The sequence below is a fragment of the Clostridia bacterium genome, from assembly GCA_017410375.1.
Taxonomy (GTDB): Bacteria; Bacillota; Clostridia; order RGIG6154; family RGIG6154; genus RGIG6154.
The window spans coordinates 1-24,332 of sequence record JAFQQW010000016.1; the positions used below are offsets into that span (position 1 = coordinate 1).

Annotated in this window: 18 protein-coding genes; 16 read left to right on the plus strand and 2 right to left on the minus strand. The window is 40.5% G+C overall.

Going from position 1 to position 24,332, the window contains the following annotated elements; all coding sequences use genetic code 11:
* Window positions 1–163: 163 nt before the first annotated feature.
* Window positions 164–937, minus strand: a complete 774-nt coding sequence (locus tag IJE10_02050; protein ID MBQ2966890.1) for a helix-turn-helix transcriptional regulator — start codon at window positions 935–937, stop codon at window positions 164–166.
* A gap of 136 nt (window positions 938–1,073) precedes the next feature.
* Here IJE10_02050 and IJE10_02055 point away from each other — a divergent pair, with 136 nt between their 5' ends.
* Window positions 1,074–1,922, plus strand: a complete 849-nt coding sequence (locus IJE10_02055; GenBank protein ID MBQ2966891.1) for a YitT family protein — start codon at window positions 1,074–1,076, stop codon at window positions 1,920–1,922.
* Between the two features lie 39 nt (window positions 1,923–1,961).
* Here the strand turns inward: IJE10_02055 and IJE10_02060 are convergent, their stop codons facing one another.
* Entirely contained in the window at window positions 1,962–2,822 is an 861-nt protein-coding gene (locus IJE10_02060; protein ID MBQ2966892.1) for a helix-turn-helix transcriptional regulator, read from the minus strand.
* Between the two features lie 117 nt (window positions 2,823–2,939).
* On the opposite strand from IJE10_02060, the gene IJE10_02065 reads away from it, so the two are divergent.
* The 15 genes from IJE10_02065 (at window position 2,940) to ligA (ending at window position 24,315) form a co-directional block, all read left to right on the plus strand.
* Window positions 2,940–7,973, plus strand: coding sequence for a hypothetical protein (locus IJE10_02065; GenBank protein ID MBQ2966893.1), 5,034 nt, complete (start codon window positions 2,940–2,942; stop codon window positions 7,971–7,973).
* A gap of 429 nt (window positions 7,974–8,402) precedes the next feature.
* On the plus strand, window positions 8,403–8,771 hold the full coding sequence (locus IJE10_02070) for a hypothetical protein (protein ID MBQ2966894.1): 369 nt from the start codon (window positions 8,403–8,405) through the stop codon (window positions 8,769–8,771).
* Window positions 8,772–8,838: 67 nt separating this feature from the next.
* Entirely contained in the window at window positions 8,839–9,321 is a 483-nt protein-coding gene (gene greA / locus IJE10_02075) for a transcription elongation factor GreA (protein MBQ2966895.1), read from the plus strand.
* Between the two features lie 215 nt (window positions 9,322–9,536).
* Entirely contained in the window at window positions 9,537–10,691 is a 1,155-nt protein-coding gene (locus tag IJE10_02080) for a Gfo/Idh/MocA family oxidoreductase (protein MBQ2966896.1), read from the plus strand.
* A 183-nt stretch (window positions 10,692–10,874) separates the two neighbouring features.
* Window positions 10,875–13,613 (plus strand): preprotein translocase subunit SecA, encoded by a 2,739-nt coding sequence (secA, locus tag IJE10_02085; GenBank protein ID MBQ2966897.1) that lies wholly within the window; start codon window positions 10,875–10,877, stop codon window positions 13,611–13,613.
* A 43-nt stretch (window positions 13,614–13,656) separates the two neighbouring features.
* A protein-coding gene (gene prfB / locus IJE10_02090) for a peptide chain release factor 2 (GenBank protein ID MBQ2966898.1) occupies window positions 13,657–14,767 on the plus strand; the annotation gives its coding sequence in 2 pieces (ribosomal slippage) (window positions 13,657–13,731 and window positions 13,733–14,767; 1,110 coding nt in all).
* 11 nt (window positions 14,768–14,778) lie between these two features.
* Complete coding sequence (gene prfA / locus IJE10_02095; GenBank protein MBQ2966899.1) at window positions 14,779–15,849, plus strand: peptide chain release factor 1; 1,071 nt, start codon at window positions 14,779–14,781, stop codon at window positions 15,847–15,849.
* 23 nt (window positions 15,850–15,872) lie between these two features.
* Window positions 15,873–16,511, plus strand: coding sequence for an RNA polymerase sporulation sigma factor SigH (gene sigH, locus IJE10_02100; protein MBQ2966900.1), 639 nt, complete (start codon window positions 15,873–15,875; stop codon window positions 16,509–16,511).
* Window positions 16,495–16,938 (plus strand): YaiI/YqxD family protein, encoded by a 444-nt coding sequence (locus tag IJE10_02105; protein ID MBQ2966901.1) that lies wholly within the window; start codon window positions 16,495–16,497, stop codon window positions 16,936–16,938. The genes sigH and IJE10_02105 overlap by 17 nt, the downstream gene beginning before the upstream one ends.
* Window positions 16,939–16,947: 9 nt before the next feature.
* Window positions 16,948–17,928 carry a Gfo/Idh/MocA family oxidoreductase gene (locus tag IJE10_02110; protein ID MBQ2966902.1) on the plus strand — a complete coding sequence of 327 codons (981 nt, stop codon included), beginning with the start codon at window positions 16,948–16,950 and terminating at the stop codon, window positions 17,926–17,928.
* Window positions 17,929–17,964: 36 nt separating this feature from the next.
* Window positions 17,965–18,981, plus strand: a complete 1,017-nt coding sequence (gene galE, locus IJE10_02115) for a UDP-glucose 4-epimerase GalE (GenBank protein ID MBQ2966903.1) — start codon at window positions 17,965–17,967, stop codon at window positions 18,979–18,981.
* Between the two features lie 14 nt (window positions 18,982–18,995).
* Window positions 18,996–21,194 (plus strand): alpha-galactosidase, encoded by a 2,199-nt coding sequence (locus IJE10_02120; protein ID MBQ2966904.1) that lies wholly within the window; start codon window positions 18,996–18,998, stop codon window positions 21,192–21,194.
* Between the two features lie 117 nt (window positions 21,195–21,311).
* Window positions 21,312–21,509, plus strand: a complete 198-nt coding sequence (locus IJE10_02125; GenBank protein ID MBQ2966905.1) for an alpha/beta-type small acid-soluble spore protein — start codon at window positions 21,312–21,314, stop codon at window positions 21,507–21,509.
* 125 nt (window positions 21,510–21,634) lie between these two features.
* Window positions 21,635–22,288 carry a hypothetical protein gene (locus IJE10_02130; protein ID MBQ2966906.1) on the plus strand — a complete coding sequence of 218 codons (654 nt, stop codon included), beginning with the start codon at window positions 21,635–21,637 and terminating at the stop codon, window positions 22,286–22,288.
* A gap of 44 nt (window positions 22,289–22,332) precedes the next feature.
* Window positions 22,333–24,315 carry an NAD-dependent DNA ligase LigA gene (ligA, locus tag IJE10_02135; GenBank protein ID MBQ2966907.1) on the plus strand — a complete coding sequence of 661 codons (1,983 nt, stop codon included), beginning with the start codon at window positions 22,333–22,335 and terminating at the stop codon, window positions 24,313–24,315.
* The last annotated feature ends 17 nt before the right edge of the window (window positions 24,316–24,332 follow it).

The following is a 24,332-nucleotide window of genomic DNA, read 5'->3' on the forward strand; positions in this document are numbered from 1 at the left end:
GACAAAAAGCAAGCAATGGAGCGGAATCCTCGATGGATTCCGCTCCATTCAACATCTGTTCAAACCGGAGATTCTTCGCTTCGCTCAGAATAACAAATAGTTCTTTGCTTGCGGTAGAACGACTTTTTCGACAGTCTGAAACAGCCTTTTTAAGGCTGTTTTTTTAATACAAATAATCTCTTGGCGAACAATGAAATTCTTTTTGAAATGCTCTGTAAAAGGTGCGAACAGAATTAAATCCGCTTTCAAATGCACAGTAAGTTACGCTGTATTTTTTTGTTTTCAGTAAAAGCAACGCATTCTTTAAGCGGATTGTATTTAAATACTGTGTAAATCCGATGTGGAATACCGATTTGAAATGTCTCGAAATATGGCTTGCGGTATAGCCAAACTCAGAAGCCAGACATGATAATGAGAGATCGGATTTGAAATTTTCGTTTACATAAAACAATATTTTGGATGTTAGGTCGGCATCTATTGGCTCACTGACTGTTTGCAAATCAATGCATTCGAAAACCAACCCCAAAATGTTGTAAATAGCACCTTTTTTCCGCAACTCGTTATTTGTTTTTTGTAATTCACTGATGTTATCCTTGATTTTTCGTACAATTACTTTGTTATAAATAAACGGAGTTGTATTTCGTTTGTGCTCTGTCAAAGAAACAAATTCCTCACACCAATGGGTTGGTATAATTAAAACTGAAGATTTTGAATGGTCAGGGGTAGAATAGGTGTGTGCATCGTAGCTTAAAGCAACCGACATTTCGCCGGCACACAGAACAGTACGTTTATCGTTTATACAAACATCCATTTCGCCTTCATCTATAAAATACAGTTCGATTTGAGAGTGAAAGTGAAAAACGTCTGCATCATTTTCGTATTCTATATATGTAAGTTGATTTTGTTTTTCGCGTTCAATTCCAAAATTTGCTTTCACAGCAACCTCCTGATGTCAAAAAATAGCACAAAACTATATGTTTTTGACAAGTAAATGTCATATTTTTATGTTAGTATTTATCTTAACATATCTAAAAAATTTGTCAATACAGTTTTTGACAGGAAAGGTGCAAAAAATGAAACAGAAAATTTTAAAGGGCTTAACAGATTATTTGTATATTGCAGTGGGTTCGTTTTTATTTTCATTTGCTACAAGTTTTTTCTTGGTACCATTCAAAATATCAACAGGTGGAGTGAGCGGCATCTCAACCGTTTTATATCACTCGATTGGAATACCTATGTCGATTACATCTTTTGTTATAAATGGTATATTATTTCTTTTTGCTTTTCGGATACTAAAAAAATCATCCATTTTAAAAACATTGGTTGCGATTGTGTTGTTTTCGTTATTTTTAGAGGTTACGGCATTTTTGGGATGCTATACCGAAGATGTACTTATTGCATCTTTGTTTGGCGGTGTGCTAGTGGGTTTAGGTATCGGTATTACGATTTTGCGTGACGCATCTACCGGTGGAACTGATTTTGCAGCATTGATGCTTAGAAAATTCTTTCCGCACATTTCGGTTGCGAATTTTATTTTAATGATTGATCTTGTGGTTATTGCAAGTTCAGGCGTTGTTTTTAAAGATTACACCTGTATGTTTTATTCGGCGATTTCTTTATACATAAGTACAAAAGTTACCGATTTTATATTGGTGCGCGGAGACAAAGCGAAATCCGTATATATTGTTTCTAAGCAAAGTAATATTATCGCGGAAGCAATCATAAAAAATATGCAGCGTGGTGTAACCGGTGTGTACAGTAAAGGTTTTTATGACGATAAGGATGGCATGATGTTGATGTGCATTGTACGCAGTAAAGAAATTCCGACACTTTTAAGGATTGTAAAACAAAAGGATAGAAGCGCATTTACTGTTGTTTCCGAGGTTTTAAAAGTAAAAGGAGAAGGATTTTCTGAATTTTAAAAAAGGCAGAAACGGTTTATTCCGTTTCTGCCTGTATTTTTACAGATATTTAAGTAGATGTGCCGTGTCGTAAAAACCGCATTCCTGCGCCACAAAGCTTTTGGAGTTTTTGCCCTCCTGCAGCATTTTTTTAGCATGGCTGAGTCTTAAGTTTCTGAGATACTCAATGGGCGTAGCTGAGAAAAAATGCTTGAAATAGCGGATGTATGAAGAGCGGGACATGTGTGCAACGTTGGACAAATCATCCACCGTGATTTTGTCCGAGAAATTTTCCTTCATAAAATAAATGCTTTCCATAATTGCGGCAAAATTATTGTTTTCATCTTTTTTTACCCATTTTTCATATTGTCTGGAATAAAGATAGCTTAAATAAGACAATATTTTCAATGCTAAAATATTTTTCAGGTTCTCCTGCCATTTTGTATTCATATTGTCATACTCAACCATTAAATCCAGATCGTTCTTCACAATTACCATTTCTGAAGAAGAGAGGTGGAATGAAAATCCGCTCGACTGTAAAGGGGAGTGCAGATACGGGATTCCTTCAATCATTTCGGAAATAGGCGGAATCTGTTCGATTTCGCGTCGGTATTGCTTAAAAAAGTCCTGATGTATGCAAAAGTTATAAATGTAAAAATCGGTATTTTTAAGATAGCCGTGATACGCATCGGGTTGCACAATGAAAACATCACCGACCTTAGCATTGCAGTTGGAATCACCGCGAAAATATTTGCCGTTACCGTGCATAACAAAGTTGATTTCATAAAAATCATGGGTATGCATTTTGGCTTCACAAAAATAGTGCATGTGCGCTCTGACGAGAGAATCTTTGTTCTTCTGACGCAGAAATGAATTGGTCCAACGCTCGGTTTTATCCATGGGAAGACTGTTTTTATTCATGCTTTCACCTCTTTTTTTGGAACTGATTTACAATTTTTTGAAACAGATTTACTATAATTATAACACGTTTTGCGTTATAATGCAAGTAGAAATACTATACAAAAGGAGAGATAGGATATGAAAAAAATAAGCATACTGCTTGTTTTGGTAATGCTTGCCAATGTTTTGGTTGCGGTTCCTTCGTTTGCACAGCCTGCAAATGATAAAATAACCGTACTGTTCAATGGCGAGAAAATGGTGTTTGATGTAGACCCTGTGCTCATCAATGACCGTACAATGGTACCTATGCGTGCTATTTTTGAAGCGCTTGGATGTGTGGTTTCCTGGGATGATGCCTCACAGCAGGCTATCGGCTTTAAAAACGGCAAAAAAGTAGTTGTTGCCATCGGTAACAACACTGCATTTGTAAACGGTGAATTCAAAGAGATTGATCAACCGCCCGTTTTAATGAATGACAGAACTCTGGTTCCGCTTCGTTTTGTCTCCGAAGCATATGATTGTAAAGTAGACTGGGATGATGCAACACAAACAGTTACTATCACGGAAGACAACAACACTCTGGTGCATAACTTAGATGCGCTTTCTTTTGGTGAAACAGGTGACTGGGCGCGTGACGGTTCTGCTTTAAAGGGCAGAACAACCAGAGATGCATTTTGGGAACAGGGAATCACCGATATCCCTGTGGACGAAAGTGCAATTGCAAAAGCCAATGTTCAGTTTACCAGATCCGGCAAATATCGCATCTGGGTTTTGGCGCGCGACTATAAAACAAATCAGCAGGGTAGTCGATTCTTTACCATCAGCGTGGATGATCAGGTTTCTGAAAAAACCTTCGGTCAGCATGGTCAGGAAGGCTTTGTTTGGGAAGATGCCGGCGTTTTTGATGTTTCTGAAGGTAAACACCAGATTAAACTGATTGATACTTCCGCGTTCTTTGCAAGATGCAACGGTGTGTTTATTACCTCGGATTTGAATTTCAATCCTGCAGATTATGGGGATGCACTTGCTGAACAGTATCCGACAAATCCGTCAGTACCGACAGCGCCCATTTCGATTTATCCGACCTGGACAAAGCAGGAAATGCCTGTTTCCAAAACCGATTCGATTGAAAACGATGCATATAAAATTGAATTTTATCAGGGGGAAAGTGTGAACGGTCCCTTGGTTCAGACTGCAATTTATACAAAAGATAATGGCGCATGGGTCAAAGTAAAAGACCGCAGCGACGATTTCGTATACATTCTGCAATATGCAAAGTCCAGTAAATACAGCACGACCGTAAATTATGAATATGTAGCAAGTACAGTTATTGATTACAGCGGTGAAACTGTAAACGTATCTACAGACCATCTGTATGATATGGCACCTATCAGCTGGTGTATTCCTGTGGATTACAAAGTAATTGATGATAAGAAGGTAGAGGTATATTTTACAAACGAGTTCGCAGATTTAAAAGCAACCTTTGCTTTCGACGAGGTTGAAGTTGAACCGCAGGTTACAGCCGATGCAACCTTCAAAAAAGATGGTGCATACTCGTTTATTTTCCATAACGGTGACGGTGTAGCTTATGAAGATTTCGATACCGTTACAGCACCGCTTCTGTTTGTAAAACACGGTTTGCCTTCTAAACCGCTTGTAATTACAGAACCGTTTATGTTCACACCTATGAACACGTTATATTATAAAGCAGAACGTAACAAGGCGGGTAACGGCAAAGAATTTACCAGTGGTCTTGTGGTAGATCCGACGGTTGTTCGTCAGGGCTTTTCATATCCTGAAACCGCAGAATACGCAACAACCTTCTACACCTTCGACAATCAGATTCGTCCGCATTTGATTGCGCCTGTTTTAGGTGACAACAGCAATTTCAAAGCAGGAGATACCTATAGCTTTAAATTCAGACTTTTAAACGATTTTAAGTATTGGTACGATACCTTTACGCATATTGCTACCGATATGTATGATGTTGCGGATATCCGTGACAATTATTACACCTCTTATAACGAAGCGATTTATAATGCAACAGAACTGTGGCTGGATGATTTGTACGGTGGCTGGGATGATAAGGCTATGTCTTATTACAATATGGAAGCCAAAGACGTTACTACCCAGGCTGACCCGTTAGAAGCCGCACAGCGTTATATGCTTACAGATGATTTGACTATTCTGGAGGAAAGAACGGTTCCGACTATTGCATATATGCTTTCCAGAAAGAACATGAGCTTCCAGTATACTGCAGAGGCAGGCGGTTTGACAAGCTCATATATCAAAACCGAAATTCCGTCTCCGATTGGCTCGCCTGTAGATTACAGTGCAGGTGTATACGGCGGTTTATATGAAATGACTCAAGGCAGAATGCCGTTCCTTTTAGAGCATGCAATCAATGGTGCAAACGGTTCAGAAATTGCAAGCTTGTCCGCACTTTATAAGTACACAGGTGATGAAGGCTATTACAATCTGTTGCTTATGAAAGCAGATGACTATCTGGAAAAAACCAGCTGTATGTCCGGTGACAATTACAATAAGATGTTCACAACCGGTTTTGTATATACGGATTATGCCCGACTTTTGAACACACTTTTGCTGGCATATGAATACACCGGTGAACAAAAATACTTAGATGCCGCAGACAAAGCAGGTCAGCTTACCATGACCAGCACATGGTCTACAGGCTATCACAACGGCAATGACTTTAATACATTCCATATTGACAATGAAACAATGGGGCAGAGACCCCATCCGCATGACGGAAACAAGAGCTTCTTCTGGCATGGCAGTCAGCAGTGGCGTTTAGGTAATGTTTATGGCGAATCCAAAGCTGCAAGCGAATTGGGCCTTGAAATTCCGGAAGAAGATGTCCCCGGTTGGTTGCCTGCGCAGGCAGGTCTCGGCACAGAGCATCCGTACACCCCGAAATTCGGTGCAATCAACCAGCTGAACGTATGGGCAGGCTCTATTATGCGTCTTGCAAGATATACCGGTGATGATTACTATGTGACACAAGCGAGAAATGCCATGATTGGTCGATTCGGTAACTATTCCGGTTACGGCAGAGAGCGTTACATTGTTCACAATCAGCACCCTGACTTCCCGTACAAGGGACCTGACTATGTAACACTTTACTATCATCATATCCCTGTATTTATGGGCATGCTTGAAGATTATCTTATTAATGATATCTGGTACCGTTCGGATGCAAATATTGAATTTCCGATGGTATTCCAGCAGGGCTATGCGTACTTTGATATGAACCGTTACGGTCAGGAACCCGGTAAATTCTACGACGAACAGGATATGTGGCTGTGGATTACACCGGATGTAGTTTCGCCTGATAACAGAAGTGTTGACTATATTGCCGCCAGAAAAGAAGGAACACTCGGTGTTGCACTTGTTAACGAAAAAACAGAGCCTGTTACAACAACTGTAACGCTCGGAAGCAAAGTGGAAAATGCAAGTGCCATCAACGGAACCGCAACCTTGTACGATGCTAAAGGCAACAAGAGCGAGGTACAAGTTACAAATGGTGTGTTTACGGTAACAATTCCTGCTAAAGGTATTCAGAGTGTTGTGATTAAAACCGATGGCGTACATAATCCTTCTTATGCACGTGAGTACAAATATTCAACACAGCTCGGACAGACGGTTTCCGAGCATACCAACGGTAAAGGCTATGTAATTCAGCTTAGCGATGAAATGTATCACGCATACACTTATGTAACCGATAAAGATTTGAAACAGCTTGAAATTACATACACAGCTGATGGTCAAACTGTTACCAAAACCTGCGATTCTTATCCTTTTGAATTTATTGTAAAGGTAAATAATGTAAATTCGGATTTCACATACAGTTTAAAGGCAACCAAAGCCGACGGCACGGTTGTAGATATGGGAAGCGGTTTGCTGCGTACGATAGACAATTCCGAAGGCGTTGATCCGAATGCAGGTGTTGTTGTGACTTCAGGAAGCTACTACAGCTCTGACGGAACAAGTGTATATACCCGAGAAGAGACAAATGCGCCCGATTTTGCGCCGACACAGGCAAAAATCAACCGTATCGGCAGAGCGTCCGAGGGTTGGAAATTTATCGTTGAAAAAGATACATTCCCGTTTGAAATCACACAGGCTAATGTAGGCGATTTGGTAAACATCGGTGTTGTTATGCATTGGTCGCACAAGCGCGAAGGAAAGATTATTGATGCAGCAAGCTATGTTGTAAAAGCCGAACTTGCAGATGATGGCAAACGCGTTGCACTTTGTGTAACCCCGACCTTTGCGTTGCCTTCTGCGGTATACTCTTTTGATAACGCTGATTATAACATCACGATGGATGTATACCATGATTCTCCGACAGATGCTAAAATCGGCATCACAACCTATGAATTTGTAGAAGAAAAGCTTGAGTTTGAACCCACCGAAATCAAAATCAATACAAGAGGACGTGACGGTACAAACTGGCGCTTTGTTGCATCGAATGATGCATTCCCGTTTGAAGTGAAGGCGGATAACATGATTGGTTTGAAGGTCTATGCGATTTTCACGCACAAAAACGGCGAGGATGTTCGAGTTCTTGAAAGCACAGTAAAGACGAATGATATCCGTGCTGACGGTGCTTCTACCACATTGGTTGTGCCTGCAACCGATATTGTACCCATGAAAACGGCAAACGGCACCGTATTTGATGATGCACCATACGATGTGAAATTTATTCTCGCTCCGAAAGATTATGCAGGTAAAATTGATTTGCCGGAAAACGCGGCTACAACTCCGCCTGCCGGTGAACAAAAGAAGCCCGAAGCGGCTGTGCCCGAGCTGAAATTTGACGCTTTCGAAGCGGAAATCACCACACGCGGACGTGACAGTGAAAACTGGCGCTTTGTAATTGCAAACGACCAATTTCCGTTCGACGTGACCGAAGGATGCATGGCAGGCTTAGCAGTTAAAGCAGTTTATACGCACAAAAATACAAAGGAAAAGCTTGTACTTTTAAACAATGTGAAAACAAACCAGATGCGTGATGACGGCGTTTCAACAACTTTAGTTGTACCTGCAACAAAAGAAGTGCCGATTCGTACTCCAGATGGTGAGGTTTTTGACGATGCACCGTATACGGTTAAGCTTTACATTGCACCTGTTGGACATCAATTCAAGTAAAAATGAAACAAACGCAAGTAAAGTGCTTGCGTTTGTTTTTTGCATATTCTGTCCGGACTGCACATAGATATGAACAAATATATATGGAATGGCGGGAGAGGGTTGCTTGAAATTGCTGTGCTTTTTCGTTCGGAAACCAAAAAACTTGAAACGGAAACCATGCAACTGCCGATTTTGGATGTGAAAATTGCAGTTTTTAAAATTCCTTTCAGAAAAAGAATTAAAAGAAAGCACAAGAAACAACTGCAATGCATATACAATGATTTTTCGCATATTCTAACTTCAGTTCCTGCATTTTTTCCATATAAGAAAGGGATATGCGAAAAGAATATAATGTACTTTTATCCTAAATCCTGCATAGATGTTCTTACACGAAGCAAATCACACGTCGATATTGCGTTTTGGATTGAGAGTCCCGATAATTACGCGATGGAAGTCTTGAAAGAATTTGGTAAAACTTTTCCGTATATTACACTCTATACCGATAAAACGGACAAAATGTCAGAGTTTGCAGAATCTTTTTTTGACACATACGGTATACCGCTCAGATTGAAAGAGTACATTCCGGACAGTTCGCTGAAAGAACGGTATATTGTTATTATCGGAAAAAAGGTGATGCTGTACAAAACGGCGGAAAAAACAACCGTTGGGGATGTTATGCTTTCGTTTATGACACCACTTAAACAGTATACGCATCTACCAATTTCTGAAATTTGGAAAACAGCAGAAGAAAATGGATACAAAACGGATTTGATAAAGATGCATAAAGTAAAAATAGTGGGGGAAATATCAAAATAAAAGGTATTGACAAAAAACTTTTAAGTGTTATAATAAAGAAGATGTTTTTGAAAAGGAGAAGCTTGATATGAGTCAAACCAAACAAATCAAATTGACAGCCGAGGGCCTCAAGAAAATGGAACAGGAGCTCGAATATTTAAAGGTTGTCAAAAGAAAAGAGGTTTCTGCGCGTATTAAGGAAGCTATGTCTTATGGCGATTTATCCGAGAATTCCGAGTACGACGAAGCAAAAGACGAGCAGGCACGCGTTGAAGCCAAAATTGCCGAAATGGAAAATGACTTGAAACACGCCGTAGTAATTGACGTTTCCAATGCAGATAACAGTACAGTATATATCGGTTGCAAGGTTAAAATTTTCGATTACGAATTTGACGAAGAAGTGGAATACTGTATAGTAGGTTCCAAAGAAGCGGATGTTCGTAACGGCAAGATTTCCGATTCTTCACCAATCGGTAAAGCCTTAATCGGCAGAGCGGTAGATGAAGAGTTTGAAATTACTGTCGGTGATGAAAAATTCAAGTACAAAGTGCTTGAAATTTCCATGGCATAACATTAAAAGCAAAGCAAGAGTGTTCTTGTTTTGCTTTTTTGTTGTCCAAAATTTTCTGAAATATTAAAATATTGTCTTTTTTATATAAAAAATGAAAATAACTATTGACTTTTAAAACTAAATTATATATAATTTAACTGTAAATGCATGTATTACTTTGCTTTAAATTTTTTATAAAAGGAGAGGGAAAAATGGCAAAAAGTAATAACGATGCTATGCTCGACTTTGATGTTGCAGCCGGTGCTGCTTCGGTTGACGCAAGCAAAAAATTAAGAATTGGTATTATCGGTACAGGCTGGATTGCAGATTCTCACATCGTAAACTACAAGAAAATGCCTGATGTTGAAATCGTTGCAGGTGCCGACCTTGTTCCCGGCAAAGCTGAAGCATTCTTCAAAAAGCATGAAATCGAAGGTGCAAAATGCTACTTAAGCCACAAAGAAATGCTTGATGACGAAAGCTTAAAGCTCGACGGTGTAAGTGTATGTACATATAACATGACCCATGCAGAATGTACAATTTACGCTTTGGATAAGGGTGTTAACGTACTTTTGGAAAAACCCATGTGCGTAACCTTAGAAGAAGGTGTCGAAATCTTAAAGGCTGAAAAGAGAAGCGGTAAGATTCTTTCTATCGGCTTTCAGCCCAGATTTGACCCCAATATGCAGATGGTTAAAGAAGTTGTTCAGTCTGGTGTATTGGGTAAAATTTACTACATCCAGTCCGGTGGTGGCCGCCGTCGTGGTATTCCGACTCCGTTTGGTACAACCTTTATCGAAAAGGAAACCGGCGGTTTGGGTGCATTAGGTGATATCGGTTGCTATTCTTTGGATATGCTTCTTAATGCTGTTGGTTATCCGAAACCGTTAACCGTTACCGGTTATGTTTCTGATTACTTCGGAACTGATCCGAATTACAGCGGTTATACAAGCAAAGGTCATCCGGAATATGCTGCGAAATTTGGTGTTGATGACTTTGCTGCAGGTTTCGTTCGTATGGAAAATGACATTATCTTAGACTTCAGAATTTCCTGGGCTATGAACATGGACACTCCCGGTGACGCTTTAATCTTAGGTACCAAGGGTGGTTTGAGAATTCCTTCCACAGACTGCTGGAACGGCACCATTGGCGGCAACCTGAAGCTTTATCAGGAAATTGGTGGCGAACAGGTTTGCACAGAAATCGAAATGAAAGAATCTAACGTTCCTTGCTTTGAAGTTAAGATTCGTTCTTTCCTGGATGCAATCAAAAACGGTGGCACAGCTCCCGTTCCTGCAAGCCAGATTATTATCAACCAGGCTATCCTTTCCAGCATCAAAAAGTCTGCTGATCTGGGTAGAGAAATCGAAGTTGAAATTCCCGAAATCTAAGCTTTACTTTTTAAAAACTGCATTGCGCAAGCGGTGCAGTTTATTTTTTTTGAAAAAAGTTTAATATTTTTCAAAAAAAGACTTTATATTTTTGTTTACTTATGATATAATATATGCAATAATGCATTTTTATAGCTTTTTATTGGTTTGGAGATATAAATACTTTATAGAGGTGAACATAAAATGGGTTTTCTGGAAAAGATTTTTGGGAATTACAGCCAAAAAGAATTAAAAAGATTAACGCCGCTTCTGGAAAAGACGTTGTCTTACGAAGAGGCTTATTCTAAATTTTCGGATGCGGAGCTGAAGGCAAAAACCACCGAGTTCAAAAACCGTTTTAACAACGGAGAAACATTGGATGATTTGTTGCCCGAAGCATATGCAACCGTGCGTGAAGCTGCATGGCGTGTGCTCGGCATGAAGCATTTTCCGGTACAGATTATCGGTGGTATTGTTTTACATCAGGGCAGAATTGCAGAAATGAAAACCGGTGAAGGTAAAACGTTGGTTGCAACACTTCCTGCTTACTTAAACGCGTTATCCGGCAAAGGTGTGCATATTGTAACGGTCAACGATTACTTAGCAAAGCGTGACAGCGAATGGATGGGAAAGGTTTATAACTTCCTCGGCATTTCTGTCGGACTTGTTGTGCATGACCTGGATGCGAATCAGAGGAAAACTGCTTATAACGCAGATATTACCTACGGAACAAACAACGAGCTTGGTTTTGACTATCTTCGTGACAATATGGTTGTTCAGGGAGAAAACCGTGTACAGCGCGGACACAACTTTGCAATTGTAGACGAAGTGGACAGCATTTTGATTGATGAAGCCAGAACCCCTTTGATTATTTCCGGCATGGGTGATAAATCCACAAAGCTTTATGAGCTTGCGGATGCATTTGTTGCAAAACTTTCTTTCAAAAGAATCAAAGAGGAAGATAAAAAGACATTTGATAACGATGAAAATGTTGACTATATTGTAGATGAAAAGGCGAGAAGTGTTAACCTTACACCTCGCGGTATCGGTAAAGCAGAGCATGTATTTGGCATTGAAAATCTCTCTGATCCTGAAAATATGGAAATTTCGCATCATATCAATCAAGCGATGCGTGCGCACGGCATTATGCAACGTGACAAGGATTATGTTGTAAACGACGACGGCGAAGTGGTTATTGTAGATGAATTTACCGGACGTATGATGCCCGGTCGTCGTTATTCAGACGGTCTCCATCAGGCGATTGAAGCCAAAGAAAAGGTTGCTGTTCAAAGAGAAAGCAAAACACTGGCAACCATTACATTCCAGAATTATTTCAGAATGTATAAAAAGCTTTCCGGTATGACCGGTACAGCGATGACAGAAGAGGAAGAATTCCGCGGTATTTATAAGCTCGACGTTATTGAAGTGCCGACCAACAAGCCTCTTGCAAGACAAGACCTCGATGACCAGATATACAAAAGCGAGCAAGGCAAGCTTCTGGCAGTTGTAAAACAAATTAAAGAATGCTACGAAAAGGGTCAGCCGATTCTGGTTGGTACCGTTACTATCGAAAAATCCGAGCTATTATCTGCTCTTCTCAAAAAGAACGGCATTCCGCATAATGTGCTGAATGCAAAGCATCATGAAAAGGAAGCTGAAATTGTTGCGCAGGCAGGTAAAAAAGGCATGGTTACCATTGCGACAAACATGGCAGGTCGTGGTACCGATATTATGCTTGGCGGTAATGCAGAATTCTTAGCCAAAAAAGAAATGAAAAAGCTTGGCTATAGTGATGAAATGATTGTAGAGGCAACCGGCTACGGCGAAACCGATAACGAAGAGATTTTAAGTGCCCGTGCAAAATATGCTGAACTGCACGAAAAATTCAAGGCTGAAATCGCGCCGCAGCATGATGAAGTGGTTGCACTTGGCGGCTTGTATATTTTGGGAACGGAACGTCACGAAAGCAGACGTATTGATAACCAGCTTCGCGGTCGTGCGGGTCGTCAGGGAGATCCCGGGGCTTCCAGATTTTTCATTGCTATGGAAGATGACATTATGCGTCTTTTCGGCTCTGAAAAATATATGGGACTTGTGGATTCGTTAGGAATGGATGATTCTCAGCCTCTTGAAATGAAAATGCTGTCAAATGCCATTGAATCTGCGCAAAAACGTGTAGAAGGCAGAAACTTTGATTCTCGTAAGCATGTGTTGCAGTATGATGATGTTATGAATACCCAGCGTGAGTTGATTTACGGTCAGAGAAATCAGGTGCTCGACGGGGATGATGTACAGCACAATATTACCAATATGATGCATGCTTTTGCCGAAGATGCTGTTGCAAGATTTACTGCAGAAGGCGAGTATCCTGATGACTGGAACTTAAATGGTCTTATCGAGTATCTGCAATCTGTTTTCCTTGAAGAGGGTGAGCTTTCCTTTACAAACGATGATTTGGAAACGATGACAAGAGAATCTTTGACCGAAACGGTTGATGCACTTGTTATGGATGCATATAAAGCAAAAGAAGAAGAGTTCGGTGCAGAACATATGCGTAACTTTGAACGATACATTTTGCTTAAAGTCGTTGACACCAAATGGATGGATCATATTGACGAAATGGATCAGTTGAAGCAAGGTATCTGGCTCAGATCCTACGGTCAGAAAGACCCTGTAATGGAATATAAGAATCTCGGAAGCGATATGTTTGATGATATGGTTGAAGCAATCAAAATTGATACAGCTCGTTTCATATTGAATGCAAAAATAAAGACTGAAATCAAACAGGAAGAAAGAAAAATTCAAATGTCCGAGAGCCGGAATGAAAACTCCGTTGAAAAAAGACCCGTTAAAAAACAGCCCGTTCATGTAGAAAAGGTCGGAAGAAATGACCCCTGTCCCTGCGGATCCGGACTGAAATATAAAAAATGTTGCGGTAAATAAACTGCAATTTTCAAATTTTATTTATAAAAAGGAAGTGAAAGAAATGCTGGAATTTGACGAATATCGTTTGACGCTTGAAAGCATGAAAGGCGGCATTGAAGAACTGAGGGATTCACTTTGACATTGCCGGCACGAGTTTGAAAATTGAAGAATTGGAAAAAGAATCTGCAGACCCTGCATTCTGGGACAACATGGAAGAATCACAAAAGGTGTTGCAGAAAATCAAACAGCTTAAAAACAAGGTAGAACAGTATGACCAGCTTTATACAAGCTGGGAAGACTTGCTTACACTTGTTGAACTTGGCAATGAGGAAGAAGACCTTTCTGTACTGGATGAAGTGAAAACAGGTTTGAAAGAATTACAGGACAAAGTAGAAACCATGACCTTGCAAACACTTCTTTCTGGCGAATATGATGCAAACAATGCTATTCTAACGCTGCATGCAGGTGCAGGTGGCACCGAAGCACAGGATTGGTGCGAAATGCTATACCGCATGTATTCAAGATGGGCTGAAAAGACAGGATATACTGTAACCGTTTTAGACTTTTTAGAAGGTGATGAAGCGGGCATCAAGAGCATTACATTCCAAGTGTCCGGTTTAAATGCTTACGGTTATTGCCGTGCTGAAAAAGGGGTACACCGTTTGGTTCGTATTTCTCCTTTTGACTCTTCCGGCAGACGCCATACTTCGTTTGCCAGTCTTGAAGTTATGCCCGAAATTGAAGATGACACCAGTATCGAAATTGCTGCAGATGAAATCCGTATTGACACCTATCGTGCCAGCGGTGCAGGCGGTCAGCACATCAACAAAACCGACTCGGCGATTCGTATTACCCATTTTCCGACAGGTATTGTTGTATCCTGCCAGAACGAACGTTCTCAGCATAAAAATAAGGATATGGCAATGAAAATGCTCAAATCCAAGTTGATTGAACTGAAAGAGCAAGAACAGCAAGCAAAAATTGATGGCATTAAAGGCGAACAAAAGGATATCGCATGGGGTAGTCAGATTCGCTCCTATGTTTTCCATCCGTATAATCTTGTGAAAGACCACAGAACCGGTTTTGAAATGGGTAACATTGGTGCGGTGATGGATGGCGAACTGGATGGCTTTATTAATGCATTCTTAAAAATGTCTGCACAGAAAAACTAAGTGAGGTTTATATGTTAGAAAAATTAGATGGCATTCTGGTGCGCTTTGAAGAAATCTCTGCAAAGCTTTCCTCGGCAGAAGTGCTTTCCAATCCGCAGGAAATGACAAAACTCTACAAAGACCATGCTGAATTGCAACCTATTGCGGAAACCTATATGCGTTATAAAAAAATTGCACAGGATCAGCAGGATGCAAAGCTGATGCTTGAAGATAATCCTGATCCCGAATTTAAAGAAATGCTGGAGATGGAGATTCTTGATGCAAAAGAGCAATTAGAAGCCCTCTCAGAAGAACTTAAAGTTTTGCTATTGCCTAAAAATCCGGATGATGACAAGAATGTTATTGTGGAAATACGCGGTGGTGCAGGCGGTGATGAGGCAGCTCTTTTTGGTGCAGACCTGATGCGCATGTACACCCGTTATGCGGAACGCAACAACTGGAAAATTGAAATGCTTTCTTCAAACATTACTGAAATGGGCGGTGTAAAAGAAGTTTCGTTTTCCATCAACGGAAAAGGTGCGTACAGTCGTTTGAAGTTTGAAAGCGGTGTACATCGTGTACAGCGAATTCCTACAACCGAATCGGGTGGACGTATTCACACATCCACGGTAACGGTTGCTGTTCTACCTGAAGTAGAAGAGGTAGAAGTGGAGATCAATGCAAATGATTTACGTATTGATGTGTTCCGTGCAGGCGGACCGGGCGGACAGTGTGTAAACACAACCGACTCTGCTGTGCGAATCACACATTTACCTACCGGGTTGGTGGTATCTTGCCAGGATGAAAAATCGCAGCACAAAAACAAAGACAAGGCAATGAAAATTCTGCGCTCCCGTCTGTTTGACCTGATGCAGGAGCAACAACACAGTGAAATTGCAAGTCAACGAAAAAGTCAGGTTGGGACAGGGGACAGAAGTGAACGCATCCGAACCTATAATTTTCCACAGGGGCGTGTGACAGACCACAGAATCGGTCTTACATTGCATCGTCTTGAAACTATTTTAGATGGTGATTTAAACGAAGTGATTGACGCATTGGTGACAGCAGATCAGGCGGAACGCATGAAAGCAGCTGATGTGTAAAAAATGGTGTTGGAGTGGCGTGTATGGATTATAATACGTTAGAAGATGTCGAACTGGTCCAAAAAGCGCAACATGGTGATTTTGAAGCCATGGAGGTTTTGATGGAGCGGTATAAGAATTTTGTCCGCGGTAAAGCGCGCACCTATTTTTTAATCGGTGCAGACCGGGAGGACATTATTCAGGAGGGTATGATCGGTTTGTTTAAGGCTGTTCGGGATTTTGATGCGGAAAAGCAGGCGCATTTCCGTTCTTTTGCTGAGCTTTGTGTAAAAAGACAAATCATTACTGCGATTAAAACCGCGACTAGGCAAAAACACATTCCGCTTAACACCTACGTTTCTTTAAGTCGTCCTGTTTATGAGGATGACTCTGAAAAAACGTTGTTGGATTTACTGAGCACCGAGTATATTTTAGACCCTGAGCAAATTCTGATTAATCAGGAAGCTCTGGGAATTACCGAAAAACGTATATACATGACGCTCAGCGAGTTCGAAAAGTCGGTGCTTACATACTATATTAACGGCAAATCCTATCAAGAGATAGCTGTTTTACTTGAAAAAGAGCCAAAAAGCATTGACAACGCCATCCAAAGAGTGAAACGTAAAATTGCAAAACAACTGGAAAAAGCACGAGAGGAAGACCATCATGCAGATAATCATTGATGCAGATGCTTGTCCGGTTAATGACATTGTTATTAGCTTTGCCAGAACAAATGCGATTCCTTGTATAATGGTCAGCGATATGAATCATGTACTAAAATCCGATTACGCAACTGTTTACACAGTTGACAAAGGACGTGACAGTGCAGATTTTAAAATTATGAAGCTTGCCCAAAAAGGTGATATTGTTGTGACACAAGATTATGGCTTGGCATCCCTTTTGATTTCCAAATCCGTGTATGCAATTCATCCAAGCGGAAAAATCTATGACTCCGACTCTATGGATTTGATGCTTTACGAGCGTTTTATGGCACAAAAAGCCAGAAACGAAGGAAAAAGAACCAAAAACATGAGCAAACGGACAAAACAGGACAATCTGACATTTAAAACAGCGTTTGAACAATTAGTTACAAAAGTTATGACAAAATGAGGCAAAAATATGAGATTGAAATTTGTAACAATCGGTACCGGAAGCATTGTGGATAAAATGATTTTAGGCGCAAAGCAATCTGAACATTTTTCTCTTTACGGCGTGTATTCCCGTTCTGAAGAAAAAGCAATTGCTTTCCGTGAAAAACATGATGCGCAACGCATTTTTACCGATTTAAATAATTTGGCTGTATCGGATGCAGATGTTGTATATATTGCAAGTCCTACATCGTGCCATTATGAGCAGGCTAAGCTAATGCTTCAGCACAAAAAACACGTTTTGTGTGAAAAACCGGCTTGTACAAATACATCTGAATTGGAAGAATTGCTTATTTTGGCAAAAGAAAACGGTGTTTTATTCTTGGAAGCGATGCGTCCGGTTTTCTCACCGGGATTCAAATGGATTGCGGATAATCTACATAAAATCGGTAAAATTCGACAGGCAACATTTACATATTGTCAATATTCATCCCGATATGACAATTTTAAAAAGGGAATCATTGAAAACGCGTTCAGACCCGAGCTTTCCAATGGCGCTTTGATGGATATCGGTGTATATCCCATTCATGTTATGCTTGCGCTTTTCGGAAAACCAATCTCCGTACAAGCCAATGCATTTGTTTTAGAAGACAGCATTGACGGTTGTGGATCCGCGATTTTAAAGTATCCTGATTTCATCGGAAGTGTATCCTATTCTAAAATTGCCGACTCAAAATTGCCTTGCGAAATTCAGGGTGAAGAAGGAATTTTACAGTTTTCACCGGTCGGCACACCTGTTCATGCAGAGCTGATTTTGCGAAACGGCAAAAGGGAAGTGGCAGATATTCCTTCTATGGAATACGATATTTTCTATGAAGTGGATTCTTTTTGCAAGATGATCTTGAACCATGAAACACCCGAATGGTACAATTCCGTTACGCTAAACACATTACGAACCATGGATGAAATCCGTAAGCAATGCAACATCCGCTTCCCGGCAGATGAAAAATGAAAATTAAATCAATTAATATAAATTGGAGGTATTTTTATGAAAATTTTAGTAACAGGCGGTGCAGGCTATATTGGTAGCCACACTGTAGTAGAATTGCAGAACGCAGGCTATGATGTGGTTGTCATCGACAATCTGTCTAACTCCAGCGAAAAGTCTTTGGAACGTGTTTCCAAAATCACCGGTAAGCCGGTTCCGTTCCACAAGGTAGACATTCTTGACCGTGAGGGTCTCAACAAAATCTTTGAGGCTGAAAAAATTGATGCTGTAATTCACTTTGCAGGTCTTAAAGCGGTTGGCGAATCTGTTCGTAAACCTTGGGAATACTACGAAAATAACATCGCCGGTACTTTGACTCTAGTAGATGTTATGCGTAACCATGGTTGCAAAAACATTATCTTCTCTTCTTCCGCAACGGTTTACGGCAACCCTGCGTTTATTCCGATTACTGAAGAATGTCCCAAAGGTCAGTGCACCAATCCTTATGGCTGGACCAAATCCATGTTAGAGCAGATTTTGTCGGATATCCAGGCTGCAGATAATGAATGGAACATCATTTTGCTTAGATATTTCAACCCCATCGGTGCACATAAGAGTGGTACAATTGGTGAAAACCCCAACGGTATCCCGAACAATCTTATGCCTTACATTACACAAGTTGCCGTTGGCAAATTGCCCGAACTTGGTGTGTTTGGTGACGATTATGATACCCATGACGGCACAGGTGTACGCGACTACATCCATGTTGTAGACCTTGCGGATGGTCATGTGAAAGCTTTAAAGAAAATTGAAGAAAAAGCAGGGCTTAAAGTATACAATTTAGGTACAGGTACCGGCTACAGCGTATTGGATATCGTTAAAAACTTTGAAGCAGCAAATGGTGTAAAAATTCCTTATGCAATCAAGCCTCGTCGTGAAGGGGATATTGCTACTTGCTACTCCGATGCAACAAAAGCAAAAGAAGAGCTTGGTTGGGAAGCAAAAAACGGCATCAAAGAAATGTGTGCCGACTCTTGGAGATGGCAGAGCAACAATCCGAACGGATATGACGAATAAGGAGATTTCTGATTATGGCAATTCGTTTTGAAGAAACAACCAAGAATTTCTATTTAGAAACACCGAAAACAAGCTATATCATCGGCGTTGTAGAAGACAAATATCTATTTCACGCGCACTATGGCAAAAAAATTGCATACATGCCCAATTGCGATGCGCTTGCACAAAAGCACACCTCCAATTACGCGGTTGTAAACAGTGATTCTTATGACAAGCTTGGCTTGTGTGGTAATGATGTATTGTTTGAGTTCTCAACATACGGAAGCGCGGACTACAGAACGCCAACCTTTCATGCCCAGTATGAAAGCGGAAGCACCGTTACACAATTGTGGTATGACGGTTACCGTATTATGAAAGGTAAACCTGCATTAAAAGGCTTGCCGGCTACTTATGTAGAAGTTGAAAACGAAGCTACAACCCTTGAAATTGATTTAAAAGACTCGGTTTCGGGTCTTAAAGCAATTCTCAGCTATACTGTATTTGAAAATCACGATGCCATTGCAAGAAGTATTCGTTATATCAACGAAGGTGTTTCCTGCATTAAGTTAAAATCTGTGATGAGTATGAGTGTGGATTTGCCGGACATGAATTTTGATTTTATCAATCTGGCAGGTTCATGGGCGAGAGAAAGACATATCAACAAAACCAAGCTTGCCCGTACTAAAATCGAAGTTTCGAGTGCAAAAGGCACAACCAGCCACATTCAGAACAATTTTATTGCTCTTGCAAGACCCGAAACCACCGAAGAATCCGGTGAAGTGTACGGCTTCAGCTTGGTTTACAGCGGTAATTTTGTGGCAGGTGTGGATGTAAACGGTCAGGATACAACGCGTGTATATATGGGTATCAATCCGCTTGATTTTTGCTGGAATTTAAATCCCGGCGAGGATTTTCAGACACCTGAAGCTGTTTTGGTGTATTCTGCAGACGGTTTAGGCAAAATGTCCCGAATCTATCACAGTTTGTACAGAAGTCGCATTTGCCGAGGCAAATATCGTGATGCAGAACGACCTGTTTTAATCAACAACTGGGAAGCAACCTATTTTGGGTTTGATGAAGATAAAATTGCAAAAATCGCAGAAAAAGCAAAATCAGCAGGCATCGATCTTATGGTTTTGGATGACGGTTGGTTTGGCAAGCGTAATGACGACACCACATCTCTTGGTGACTGGTACGAGGACAAAAACAAGCTTCCGAAAGGTCTGACCAGCCTTGCCAACCGCGTAAACGGTTTAGGCATGCGTTTTGGCTTGTGGTTTGAGCCTGAAATGATTTCGGAAGATAGCGATTTGTTCCGCGCACATCCTGACTGGTGTATTGCAACACCCGGACGTGCAAAGAGTCTTGGCAGACACCAGTATGTTCTTGACTTATCCAGAAAAGAGGTTTGTGATTACATAGTTGAAACTGTTTGCGGTGTTTTGGGACGCGCAAATATTTCTTATGTAAAATGGGATATGAACCGTTATCTTTCCGAATTCGGTTCACTTGCATATCCTGCCGATCAGCAGGGAGAGATTGCGCACCGCTATGTACTGGGTCTTTATGATGTACTTGAAAGAATCACATCCAAATTCCCGGACGTTTTGTTTGAAGGCTGCAGTGGCGGTGGCGGTCGCTATGACCCTGCAATGCTGTACTATTCTCCGCAGGTTTGGACAAGTGATAACTCTGATGCAATTGAACGCATGTACATTCAGCACGGAACCAGTCTTGTTTATCCTGCATCTGCAATGGGTGCGCACGTTTCTGCAGTTCCGAATCATCAGGTGGGAAGAACGACACCCATTACGTTGCGCGGAAATGTTGCTATGGCAGGTCAGTTTGGTTATGAGCTGGATTTGAATAAGCTTTCTGAAAACGATTTTAACGAAGTTGTAAATCAGGTAGCTTTTTATAAAAAAATCCGTAAAACCGTGCATTACGGTGATATGTACAGAATCCGTTCACCCTTTGATAAGTCTACGCAGAATACGGCATGGCAGTATATTTCAGAAGACAAGAAGCAGGTTGTTTTGTTCGACTACACCATGGATGGCAAAGCAAACCCTGTACTTGACCATATCAAATTACAGGGATTAGACGCAGATGCGAAGTATGAACTTGAAGAAACCGGTGAGATTTTCGGCGGTGACTATCTGATGCATTTTGGTATCACAACGGTTCATGCACATGACTATGACAGTAAGGTATACGTCTTTAACAAAAAATAATTGTTTTCTTTCCAAATTTTTAATTTTTTACAAAAACATACTTGTATTTTATTTTTTCGGCTACAGACAATAGTAGTGTGATTTCGGTCACAAATAAAATCAAGGAGTGTTTTAAAAATGGCTAAAAGCAACAACAAAATTGTAGTGCCTGAAGCTAAGGCAGCAATGGAAAAATTCAAAATGGAAGCAGCGAACGAAGTTGGCGTAAACTTGAAGCAAGGCTACAACGGTGACCTTTCTTCCAGAGAAGCCGGCAGTGTTGGCGGTCAGATGGTTAAGAAAATGATTAAGGCATACGAAGAATCTATTAAATAAGAAACCTTAAATTAAAAATAAATTGCAGATTTTGATTGAATCTGCAATTTATTTTTTGCTTTAACATAAAATATCTTGAGGTGATGTTTGTGCGTCTTTTTTGCCGGCAAAAAAGAGTCTATACATTGCGTAAAAAATGGATTAATCTGATGGTTGTTGTTTTTTTCGCCATTGCTCTGTATTTATTTATATATAACACCTGTTATAGCGGGACAATAAAGGAGAAGGCACGTGTTAAAGCCAATTACGTAGCAATTAGTGCGATAAATAACGCAGTTGATACAATTTTACAAAATGAAGCATATGCGGAAAACTCATTTTTCGTTATCGATAAAAAGCAAGACGGTACAATCGCTTCAGTCACACTAAACTCTGTAACAGCAAACCGCTTTAAAGCTGATTTTTCACAGACTGTGCTGGAACAAATAACAAAATACGGAAAAGAAACAATTCTCATGTCACCATTTTCATCTTACGGGTATACCTATGTTCCGTTTGGTATCCGTGTTCCGGTGTTGGTTATTCCGATTGAAATTCTATCGTCTGATTTTGTGAGCGAACTGAAAAGTAACGGGATAAATCAAACGTTGTATAAGCTGAGCATTAAAGCGAAAATCGCAGTAAAACTTTTGTTGCCGGTCGGTTCGGAAAGCTTTGATGTCACAACAACCGTTCCATTGGTTCAGACTGTAATCGTCGGCGATGTTCCGGATGCTTATACCAATGTAGAAGGGGCAGAGGATACGGGTGCAAATACAATTTTGGATATTGCATCTTAGATGAATTTGTGATATACTATTTCAAGATAGGCAGGTGTATAAACATGCAGAAAATTGAGCATCGGATTGAACAGCTCGTTGAGGAGCTGAATGAGCATGCACGAAGATATTATGTTGAGGATAACCCGACCATAAGCGACTATGAATACGATATGCTGTATCGGGAACTTGAAGCATTAGAAGCAGAAAATCCGGATTTGATTTTACCTTTTTCGCCAACACAACGCGTTGGCGACCATGTTTTGTCCGAATTTGAAAAAGTAACACATTCGGTGCAAATGCAAAGCTTAAACGATGTGTTTGATTTTAATGAATTTCGCGAGTTCGACCAACGAGTTTCGGATGCTTTGAATAATTCTTACGAATATGTTACAGAACTTAAAATTGACGGCTTGTCCGTCTCTCTTGAGTATGAAAACGGTGTTTTTAAACGCGGTTCAACACGCGGTGACGGAATTGTTGGAGAAGATATCACGCAAAACTTAAAAACAATCACTTCTATCCCAATGAAATTAAATCAACCGCTCAACATAGAAGTGCGCGGCGAAGTTTTTATGCCTAAAAGCGAATTTTTGCGATTAAACACCGAACGTGAAGAGATGGGTGAGAGCCTTTTTGCAAACCCACGAAATGCAGCGGCAGGTTCTTTGCGGCAGTTAGACAGTCGTATCACCGCTTCCAGAAAACTGGATATTTTTGTTTTTAATATTCAACAAATAGAAGATGTTCAGTTAACAGAACATATGCAATCGCTCAAATTTTTAGAAGAATTGGGCTTTAAAATCAATCCACTTTCAAAAGTTTGTCATAATGGCGATGAAGTTGTTGCGTGTATTGAATATTTCGGAAAAATCAGAACAGAACTGCCATATGATATAGACGGTGCGGTTGTGAAAATCAATAATTTCGCACAGCGTGAAGAACTTGGCGAAACCGTTAAAGCACCTAAATGGGCTGTTGCATATAAATATCCGCCCGAACAGAAAGAAACAGTTGTAGAAGATATTGTGGTGCAGGTAGGAAGAACAGGTGTTTTAACGCCTGCTGCAAATCTTAAACCCGTATTCATTGCCGGAAGTACTGTTTCGCGCGCAACGCTTCACAATATTGATTTTATTACCGATAAGGATATTCGTATTGGTGATACCGTTGTAATTCAAAAAGCCGGAGACATTATTCCCGAGGTGGTACGTGTTCTTCCCGAAAAAAGAAACGGAACAGAACGTATTTTCTTCATGCCTGAAACATGTCCTGTCTGTGGCGGCAAAGCTGTCCGTGAGGAAGGGGAGGCAGCAGTGCGTTGCACGGGATTAGAATGTCCGGCACAGCTTGTGCGCACCATTGAGCATTTTGCATCCAGAGATGCGATGAACATTGATGGATTGGGACCTGCAATTGTACAACAGCTTGTTGAAAATAAATTGATTAAATCCGTTTCCGATTTATACAGCCTTTCGTTCGAAGATGTTGTTCAGCTCGAAGGTTTTGCGGATATTTCTGCAAACAATCTGTTAAAGGCAATAGATGCAAGCAAGCATAATGATTTATTCAAACTTCTATTTGGTTTCGGTATTCGTCACATCGGATTGAAAGCTTCAAAAGTTCTCGCTTTAACATTCCGTAATTTAGATGCACTGTTGCATGCGGAATATGAAGATTTGGTATCTATCGACGACATTGGCGACGTGATGGCGCGCAGTTTATTAACTTTTTTTGCACAAGAACAAAATTTGCATGAAATTCAGGTGTTAAAAGAACAAGGCCTTAATTTTTCGTGTTTGACAGAAATCAAAACAAATGAAAACATTTCCGGAAAAACCTTTGTTCTTACAGGCACTTTGCCTACTATGGGACGGAAAGAGGCTACAGAACTGATTGAATCGGTCGGCGGAAAGGTTTCGGGATCTGTTTCTAAAAAGACAGACTATGTTGTGGCCGGCGAAGCTGCAGGCAGTAAACTGGACAAAGCAAACGCGCTCGGCATCCCGATTTTAACAGAAGCGGATTTGAAAAAGTTAATAAACTGATTGTTTTGATAACAAAA